Origin of the sequence: uncultured Methylobacterium sp. (assembly GCF_964242245.1) — a bacterium.
GTDB lineage: Bacteria > Pseudomonadota > Alphaproteobacteria > Rhizobiales > Beijerinckiaceae > Methylobacterium.
This window is the reverse complement of record NZ_CAXTBY010000089.1, coordinates 9,643-16,721: the sequence shown is the minus strand read 5'-3', so window position 1 is coordinate 16,721 and position 7,079 is coordinate 9,643. Positions and strand designations below refer to the sequence as shown.

The following is a 7,079-nucleotide window of genomic DNA, read 5'->3' as shown; positions in this document are numbered from 1 at the left end:
ACCACCGATCACATCTCGCCGGCCGGCAACATCCGCGCGGCCTCGCCCGCCGGCGAATACCTCCAGGAGCATCAGGTCCGCGTGCAGGACTTCAACCAGTACGGCACGCGCCGCGGCAACCATCAGGTGATGATGCGCGGCACGTTCGCCAACATCCGCATCAAGAACCAGATGGTCCGCGATCCCGCCGGCCAAGTGGTCGAGGGCGGCTGGACGCTGTTTCAGCCCTCGGGCGAGCGGATGTACATCTACGACGCCGCGCAGCGCTACATGGCCGAGGGCACGCCGCTCGTGGTCTTCGCCGGCAAGGAGTACGGCACCGGCTCGTCCCGCGACTGGGCGGCCAAGGGCACCAAGCTGCTCGGCATCCGCGCCGTGATTGCGGAGAGCTTCGAGCGCATCCACCGCTCGAACCTCGTCGGGATGGGCGTGGTGCCGCTGGTGTTCCAGGGCGAGACCTCGTGGGACTCCCTCGGGCTGAAGGGTGACGAGACCGTCACCATCAAGGGCCTGTCGGGCGAGTTGAGGCCGCGCCAGACGCTGACCGCCGAGATTACCATGGCCGACGGCACCAAGCAGGCGGTGCCGCTGACCTGCCGGATCGATACGCTGGACGAGCTGGAATACTTCCGCAACGGCGGCATCCTGCCCTACGTGCTGCGCTCGCTCGCGGCGTAAGCACAGGTGGCGGGTGGCCTCAGTGTCACCGAGCCTGGTTCAATAGAAGCCCGTGCTGGACCGATCCAGCGCGGGCTTCTCGCATTTGGACTTCATGCCTTGCCCGATGGCGTGTCCGTGCACCGACCCGTAACCCATCGCGTGCGTCCGGTCGCAGGGGCACGGAAGGTACGCTGAAAGTCGGCCGGCGCTTCGGAATCGGCTGGTACGCTCCAAAATTAATCGCATATCCGAAATCGACGGCCATCACCTTCGATCCGGCCAAGCGTGATCGTGCTCTTGCGGAGCGAGGTCTCGACTCCCTGGCTGCCGAGGCGGTTTTTGCCGGGCCGATTCACGTCTTCGAAGAGTACAGCGAGACGCGCCTCGTCACGGTGGGACTGTTGGCCGGGCGTATGGTGATTGTCGGCTGAACTCCCCGCCGCGGGGATCGGCACGTCTTCTCGATGAGGAAGGCCAATGAGCGCGGACAGGTCCGTTACGCCCCGATTCTCCGCTGACGGGATCGGGGAGACCGACCTCGCCCGGGTCGATGCCCACACGGTCCAGCCGGAGGAGTACGACGAACTCCCGGGGCTGACCGATGCGATGATGGCGCGCGCCGACCACTACGTCGGGGACAGGCTGGTGCGCCGCGGGCGCCCACCCAAGGCTGGCGCCAAGGTGGCCGTGTCGATCCGCCTGTCGCCCGCGGCCCTGGCCTATTTCCGCAGCGGCGGGCCGGGATGGCAGACGCGGATCGATGACATCCTGTGCAAGGTCGCCGAAGCGGAAGGGGCGCCGGTTCGCGACGGGGACCATTGCGCGGGCGGCGGCCGGGTGCCGATGAGCCATAAATAAGAAGCTCGGGCGTCAATCGGTTGTGCGCAAGCCTGTTCCGAGGCGGTGGGCGCCCCATCTCCCGCGGACCCAACCACAGGGAGAGACACCATGAAGCACCTCACGACGCTTGCCGTCGCCGGCCTGATGACCTTTTCGGGTGCTGCGTTCTCCGCGCAGGCCCTCGAGCGCATCCGCGGCACCATCGAGAAGGCCGATGGCGGCACCGTCACGATCAAGACGGTGGACGGCGCGACCGAGACCGTCGACGTCGGCGGCGCGAAGTTCGCCTGGGTGGTGAAGTCGAGCCTCGACGCGATCAAGGACGGCGTCTTCATCGGCACCGCGACCAAGGGCGAGAACCCGATGACGGCGCTGGAGGTGGTGCTGTTCCCCGAGTCGATGCGCGGCACGGCCGAGGGCCACTACGCCTGGGATTCGATCGCCGACCAGACCGCCGCCGGCGGCTCCAGGGTCAAGAGCGCGATGACCAACGGCACCGTGAAGGCCGGCGGCGCGGAGGCGCCGAAGGTGAAGAGCGCGATGACCAACGCCACCGTCTCCGGCACCAAGGACACGGGCGGCGCCAAGACGCTGACCGTGACCTACGACAAGGACGGGTCGAAGACGATCCAGGTCCCGTCGTCGGCGCCGATCGTCGCCTTCGACCCCGCCGACAAGGCGATCCTCACCCCCGGGGCTAAGATCTTCGCCGTGGTGAACAAGGAAGGCTCGAAGCTCGACGGCAAGCTCGTCGCGGTCGGCAAGGACGGCCTCACCCCGCCGATGTAGTCCGTTCGATTGCCGCCGCATCCCTTCGCGGGGATGCGGCGGCGATCGTCAGGCCGCCTCGTCCGCGCCGCCGGTGAACTCCCGCCACAGCAGCATCAGCGCCGCCATCACCGCCGGCCCGAGGAACAGGCCGAGCAGGTTGAACGTCTCGACGCCCCCGAGGATGCCGAGGAGCACCCAGAGGAAGGGCAGCTTGGTGGTGCCGCCGATCAGCACCGGCCGCACGAAGTGGTCGGCGACGAAGGTGACGACGAAGCCCGCCCCGACGACGATCACCGCCGGCACGACCGAGCCTCCGGCCACCAGCAGCAGCGCGGCGATGCCGAACACCACCGGCGCGGCGAACGGGATCATCGCGGCGACCGCGGTCAGCGCGCCGAACAGCACCGGGTGCGGCACGCCCGCGACGTAGTAGACGATCCCGAGCAGGAAGCCCTCGCCGAGGCCGACCAGCACGAGGCCGTCGACGGTGCCGTGGACCGAGGCGACCATCTGGCGGCCGACCCGCTCGCCGCGGGGCCCGAACAGGCGGTTGCAGGCGGTGAGCACCTGCGCCCCGATCGCGCGGCCGTCGCGGAACAGGAAGAACAGCGCGACGAGGCTGAAGCCGAACAGGACCGCCCGGTGCAGAACCTCACGGCCGAAGTTGCGCGAGAGCCCGAGCATCGAGCCGTTGTCGAAGCGGTGCAGCAGCTCCGAGCCGGCATCGGGATGGCTGAGGTTCTCGGTCCACCACGCGCTCGCCTGGGCGGCGCCGAAGGGCAGGTGGCCGAGGAATTCCGGCGCCGGGATGCCGTTCTTCTCCGCCTCGCGGGCGAAGTCGATGACGTCGTGGGCCTCGCGCGCGGCCTGGACGCCGAGGATCACCAGCGGCGCGAGGAAGACCAGGGCGACGAGGAGCGTCGCCAGCATCGGCAGCAGGACGTTGTGCTTGCCCGGCGGCCAGCGCCGCTCGGCCCGCGCGTAGAGCGGCCCCAGCGCGATGGCGAGGACCACCGCCCAGGCGAGCGCCGGCAGGAACCCGCTGAGGATCCACAATCCGAGACCCGAGAGCGCCAGCACGAGGGCGACGCGGGCAGCCCCCTGCGACTTGGCCTTCTCCACCGGAGGCAGGGCGGGCGCCGGATCGTTGGCGGGACGCAGCTTCGGTTCCATGCGGCAGACGAACTCCGGTCGCGGTCGAGGGTCCGATCTCTACGCCGTTGCGCGCCCGCACGAAACGGGCCGGCGGAGGGGCACGATCGCGCGGTTGCCGGGCCGGACCCCCTCGTGTAGAGGTCGCGGCCTCATGATGGGAGCCGGCTTGGCAAGCTCCGCGGTGCGAGGCCGGCCGCACGGGCAGGAGCGCGGTGGCGCCCGCCCGGGGGCGCTCCATTCAAGCGAATCCAAGTCTCAAGCGAATCTCGGCGAGAACGCATGTCTGACCAGCCCAACCCCGGCAATACGGCGACCTTCGAGCGCGTGGCCAGCATCATCGCCGAGACCGCCGACATCCCCCGCGAGAAGATCACGCCCGAGAGCCACGCCATCGACGACCTCGGCATCGACAGCCTCGCGTTCCTCGACATCGCGTTTGCCGTCGACAAGGCCTTCGGGATCAAGCTGCCGCTGGAGCGGTGGACCCAGGAGGTCAACGAGGGCAAGGTGCCGGCCGAGGAATACTTCGTGCTGAAGAACCTCTGTGCGCGCATCGACGCGCTGGTCGCCGAGAAGGCCGCCAAGGCCTGAGCAGGACGCGCCCTGACGCCCGAACACGGATCGGGACACCATGCGGCTCGAATACTTCGAGATGATCGATTCCGTGGTGCGCCTCGATCGGGCCGCCGGCCGGATCGAGGCCCTGGCCCACGTGCCGATGGAGAGCCCCGTCTTCGAGGGCCACTTCCCCGGCCATCCCCTGGTGCCGGGCGTCCTGCTCACCGAGACCATGGCCCAGGCCTCCGGCTACCTCGTGCTCGCCCACCTCGACTTCGCGCAGATGCCGTTCCTGATGGGCGTCGACAAGGCCCGCTTCCGCGCGTTCGTGGGTCCCGGCGCCACCTTGAACGTCGCGGCGAGCCTGGAGCACGACGGTTCGGGCTACGCCGTCACCAGGGCCTCGATCCGCCACGACGGCAGGCGGCTCGCCGACGCCGAGCTGCGGTTCCGCACGATGCCGTTTCCCGCGGGCCTCGACGCGCCGATGCGCGCGCGCGCCGCGCGGATCGGGCTCGTCCTCGACGGGCGCACGGCATGAGCCGCACCGTCGTCGTCACCGGCATCGGCCTCGTCTCCTGCACCGGCGAGAGGCTGGCCGCGCATCTCGACGCGCTGGAGACCGGCGCGCCGCCGCGCACCGACGCGACGACCTTCGCGCCCTATCCGGTGCACCCGGCGCCGTCGCTCGCCTGGGACGGGCAGATCCCGAAAAAATCCGACCAGCGGCAGATGGAGGCGTGGCAGCGGCTCGGCGTCTACGCCGCCGGCCTCGCCCTGGATTCGGCCGGCGTCAAGGACGATGCCGCCTTCAAGCAGGCGCTCCACCTCGTCGTCGCGGCGGGCGGCGGCGAGCGCGACTACGCCGTCGACGGCGCGATCCTCACCGGATTGCGGGATGCCGCCGATCCGGGAAGCTACCTCAACGAGCGGCTGCAGAACGACCTGCGGCCGACCCTGTTCCTGGCCCAGCTCTCGAACCTGCTGGCCGGCAACATCGCCATCGTCCACGGCGTCACCGGGGCCTCGCGCACCTTCATGGGCGAGGAAGCGGCGGGCATCGACGCGCTGCGCATCGGACAGGCGCGGATCGCCTCGGGCCAGATCGATGCGATGCTGGTCGGCGGCTCCTACAGCGCCGAGCGGCCGGACGTGCTCGTGATCCACGAGATGGGCGGATACCTCCGCAAGCCCGACTACGCGCCGGTCTTCGCCCGCGCGGACGCCCCCGGGTTCATCCTCGCGAGTTGCGCCGCCTTCCTCCTGCTGGAATCGGCCGAGGCCGCCGCAGCCCGCGGCGCCCGCCTGCTCGCGCGGCTCGCGCCGGTGGCGAGCGACCGCACCCGGAGGGTGCCCGGCAGCGTCTCGGACAGCCTCGCCTCGCTCTGGCGGCAGGCCGGGATCGCGCAGCCCGACGCGGTCCTCTCGGGCGCCACCGGCGTCGCGCCGATCACCGCGGAGGAGCGGCGGACGCTGGATGCGCTTGCGCCCGGGGCGCGGGTTCAGGCGCTCGGCGACCTCATCGGTCACGGGTTGGAAGTCACGGCCCCGTTCGGGGCGGCGCTCGCGGCCGGGCTCGTGGCCGAGCGCGGTCTTGGCGAGGTCGCGGTCACGACGGTCGGGCACCGCCGCGGCGAGGGCGTTCTGCGCCTCCTCGCGGTCTGATCGCGGGCACGACGCGCCGGAGAACCGATCCGAGCCTCACTTGGCGGCCGCGGTGGCGGGACAGCCGCTGGCCTCGGCCGTGGCGAAGGCGTCCGCGCCGGGCACGGTGGCGAGCTTCCGGTAGAGGTCCCACTCGCCCTTCGACTCGGCCGGCGTCTTGACCTCGAACAGGTACATGTCATGCACCATGCGACCGTTCGGCAGCACCTTGCCGCCGTGCGCGAAGACGTCGTCGACCGGCATCGCGTGGAGGAGCCTGTTGACCGCCTCGGTCTCGTCGGTGCCGGCGGCCTTCACCGCCTTGAGGTACTGGAGCACCGCCGAGTAGGTGCCGACGTGGATCATGTTCGGCATCTTGCCGGTGCGCGTCATGAAGCGGCTCCCGAAGGCGCGCGTCTCGTCGGTAAGGTCCCAGTACCAGCCCTCCGTCAGGGTGAGACCCTGAGCGACCCTCAACCCGAGGCCCTTGACCTCGGTCAGGGTGAACAGCAGCGCGGCGAGCCGCTGGCCGCCCTCGACGATGCCGAACTCGGCCGCCTGCTTGATCGTGTTCGACGTGTCGAGGCCGGCATTGGCCAGCCCGATCACCTTAGCGCCCGACCCCTGCGCCTGGAGCAGGAACGAGGAGAAATCCTGGGCCGAGAGCGGATGGCGCACGCCGCCGAGCACCTTGCCGCCCTTCGACGTGACGTAGCGCGCGATCTCGGCCTCCAGCGAGTAGCCGAAGGCGTAGTCGGCGGTCAGCATGAACCACGTGTCGCCGCCCTGCTGCACCAGGGCGCCTCCGGTGCCGACGGCCAGCGCGTGGGTGTCGTAGGCCCAGTGGTAGCCGTAGGGCGTGCAGAACTTGCCGGTGATGTCGGCGCTCGCCGAGCCGGTCGTGATCGTGATCTTCCGCTTCTCCTTCGACAGGCCCTGCACGGCGATGGCGACCGAGGAGGTGGTGAGCTCCATGATCGCGTCGACGTGGTCGCGGTCGTACCATTGCCGGGCGATGCCGGACGCGATGTCCGGCTTGTTCTGGTGGTCGGCGGTGACGAGTTCGATCGGCGCGCCGTTCATCGTGCCTCCGAAATCCTCCACCGCCATCCGCGCCGCCTCGATCGAGGAGCGGCCGCCGAACTCGGCATAGGTGCCCGACTGGTCGTTGAGGATGCCGATCTTCACGACCCCGTCGGAGAAGGCCGGGCCTTGCGCCGCGGCAGGTGCACCGAGCGCCGCCAGCGCGGCCGCGAGCGCGAGACGGATCTGTCCCTTGGTCATGCGTGTCCTCCCGGGCGCCGGATCTTGTCGTGCGGCCGCCATTCGGGCGGATGCTAGGTCAGGCCGGCGCGTGACGCCATGGCGGTACCGCGCGCGGCGTGACGACCGCGGCCAAGCCTCAACCCGCGAGGACGTGGCCGGACGTGACCGCGACGTCCCTTACCCCC

7 protein-coding genes and 1 pseudogene are annotated in these 7,079 nt (G+C 70.2%); 6 read left to right on the top strand and 2 right to left on the bottom strand.

Annotation, left to right across the window (positions count from 1 at the left end):
* The 3 genes and pseudogenes from ACFE8Y_RS16225 to ACFE8Y_RS16215 all read left to right on the top strand — a co-directional run.
* A pseudogene (locus ACFE8Y_RS16225) lies at positions 1-678 on the top strand (aconitate hydratase); the annotation flags it as partial.
* Between the two features lie 459 nt (positions 679-1,137).
* Complete coding sequence (locus ACFE8Y_RS16220) at positions 1,138-1,518, top strand: BrnA antitoxin family protein (protein WP_375465415.1); 381 nt, start codon at positions 1,138-1,140, stop codon at positions 1,516-1,518.
* A gap of 90 nt (positions 1,519-1,608) precedes the next feature.
* The gene (locus tag ACFE8Y_RS16215; protein ID WP_375465414.1) at positions 1,609-2,289 is read left to right on the top strand and encodes a metal ABC transporter permease; all 681 of its coding nucleotides are present in this window, start codon (positions 1,609-1,611) and stop codon (positions 2,287-2,289) included.
* A gap of 48 nt (positions 2,290-2,337) precedes the next feature.
* Here ACFE8Y_RS16215 and ACFE8Y_RS16210 read toward each other — a convergent pair whose 3' ends face one another.
* On the bottom strand, positions 2,338-3,444 hold the full coding sequence (locus tag ACFE8Y_RS16210; protein ID WP_375465413.1) for an AI-2E family transporter: 1,107 nt from the start codon (positions 3,442-3,444) through the stop codon (positions 2,338-2,340).
* 261 nt (positions 3,445-3,705) lie between these two features.
* Between ACFE8Y_RS16210 and ACFE8Y_RS16205 the strand changes: the two genes are divergently transcribed.
* From ACFE8Y_RS16205 to ACFE8Y_RS16195, 3 genes are read left to right on the top strand one after another with little or no spacing between them, the layout of a single operon-like run.
* Positions 3,706-4,017 (top strand): acyl carrier protein, encoded by a 312-nt coding sequence (locus ACFE8Y_RS16205; RefSeq protein ID WP_375465412.1) that lies wholly within the window; start codon positions 3,706-3,708, stop codon positions 4,015-4,017.
* A gap of 40 nt (positions 4,018-4,057) precedes the next feature.
* Positions 4,058-4,525 (top strand): 3-hydroxyacyl-ACP dehydratase FabZ family protein, encoded by a 468-nt coding sequence (locus ACFE8Y_RS16200; protein WP_375465411.1) that lies wholly within the window; start codon positions 4,058-4,060, stop codon positions 4,523-4,525.
* On the top strand, positions 4,522-5,649 hold the full coding sequence (locus tag ACFE8Y_RS16195; RefSeq protein ID WP_375465410.1) for a beta-ketoacyl-ACP synthase: 1,128 nt from the start codon (positions 4,522-4,524) through the stop codon (positions 5,647-5,649). Before ACFE8Y_RS16200 ends, ACFE8Y_RS16195 begins: the two co-directional genes overlap by 4 nt.
* Before the next feature lie 36 nt (positions 5,650-5,685).
* Here ACFE8Y_RS16195 and ACFE8Y_RS16190 read toward each other — a convergent pair whose 3' ends face one another.
* Positions 5,686-6,912 (bottom strand): ABC transporter substrate-binding protein, encoded by a 1,227-nt coding sequence (locus ACFE8Y_RS16190; RefSeq protein WP_375465409.1) that lies wholly within the window; start codon positions 6,910-6,912, stop codon positions 5,686-5,688.
* Between the last annotated feature and the right edge of the window lie 167 nt (positions 6,913-7,079).

What these genes read in the sequence shown, in the direction of transcription:
- ACFE8Y_RS16190 (WP_375465409.1), bottom strand. Translation starts at nt 6,912, where the DNA reads ATGACCAAGGGACAGATCCGTCTCGCGCTCGCGGCCGCGCTGGCGGCG.
- ACFE8Y_RS16195 (WP_375465410.1), top strand. Translation starts at nt 4,522, where the DNA reads ATGAGCCGCACCGTCGTCGTCACCGGCATCGGCCTCGTCTCCTGCACC.
- ACFE8Y_RS16205 (WP_375465412.1), top strand. Translation starts at nt 3,706, where the DNA reads ATGTCTGACCAGCCCAACCCCGGCAATACGGCGACCTTCGAGCGCGTG.
- ACFE8Y_RS16215 (WP_375465414.1), top strand. Translation starts at nt 1,609, where the DNA reads ATGAAGCACCTCACGACGCTTGCCGTCGCCGGCCTGATGACCTTTTCG.
- ACFE8Y_RS16210 (WP_375465413.1), bottom strand. Translation starts at nt 3,444, where the DNA reads ATGGAACCGAAGCTGCGTCCCGCCAACGATCCGGCGCCCGCCCTGCCT.
- ACFE8Y_RS16220 (WP_375465415.1), top strand. Translation starts at nt 1,138, where the DNA reads ATGAGCGCGGACAGGTCCGTTACGCCCCGATTCTCCGCTGACGGGATC.
- ACFE8Y_RS16200 (WP_375465411.1), top strand. Translation starts at nt 4,058, where the DNA reads ATGCGGCTCGAATACTTCGAGATGATCGATTCCGTGGTGCGCCTCGAT.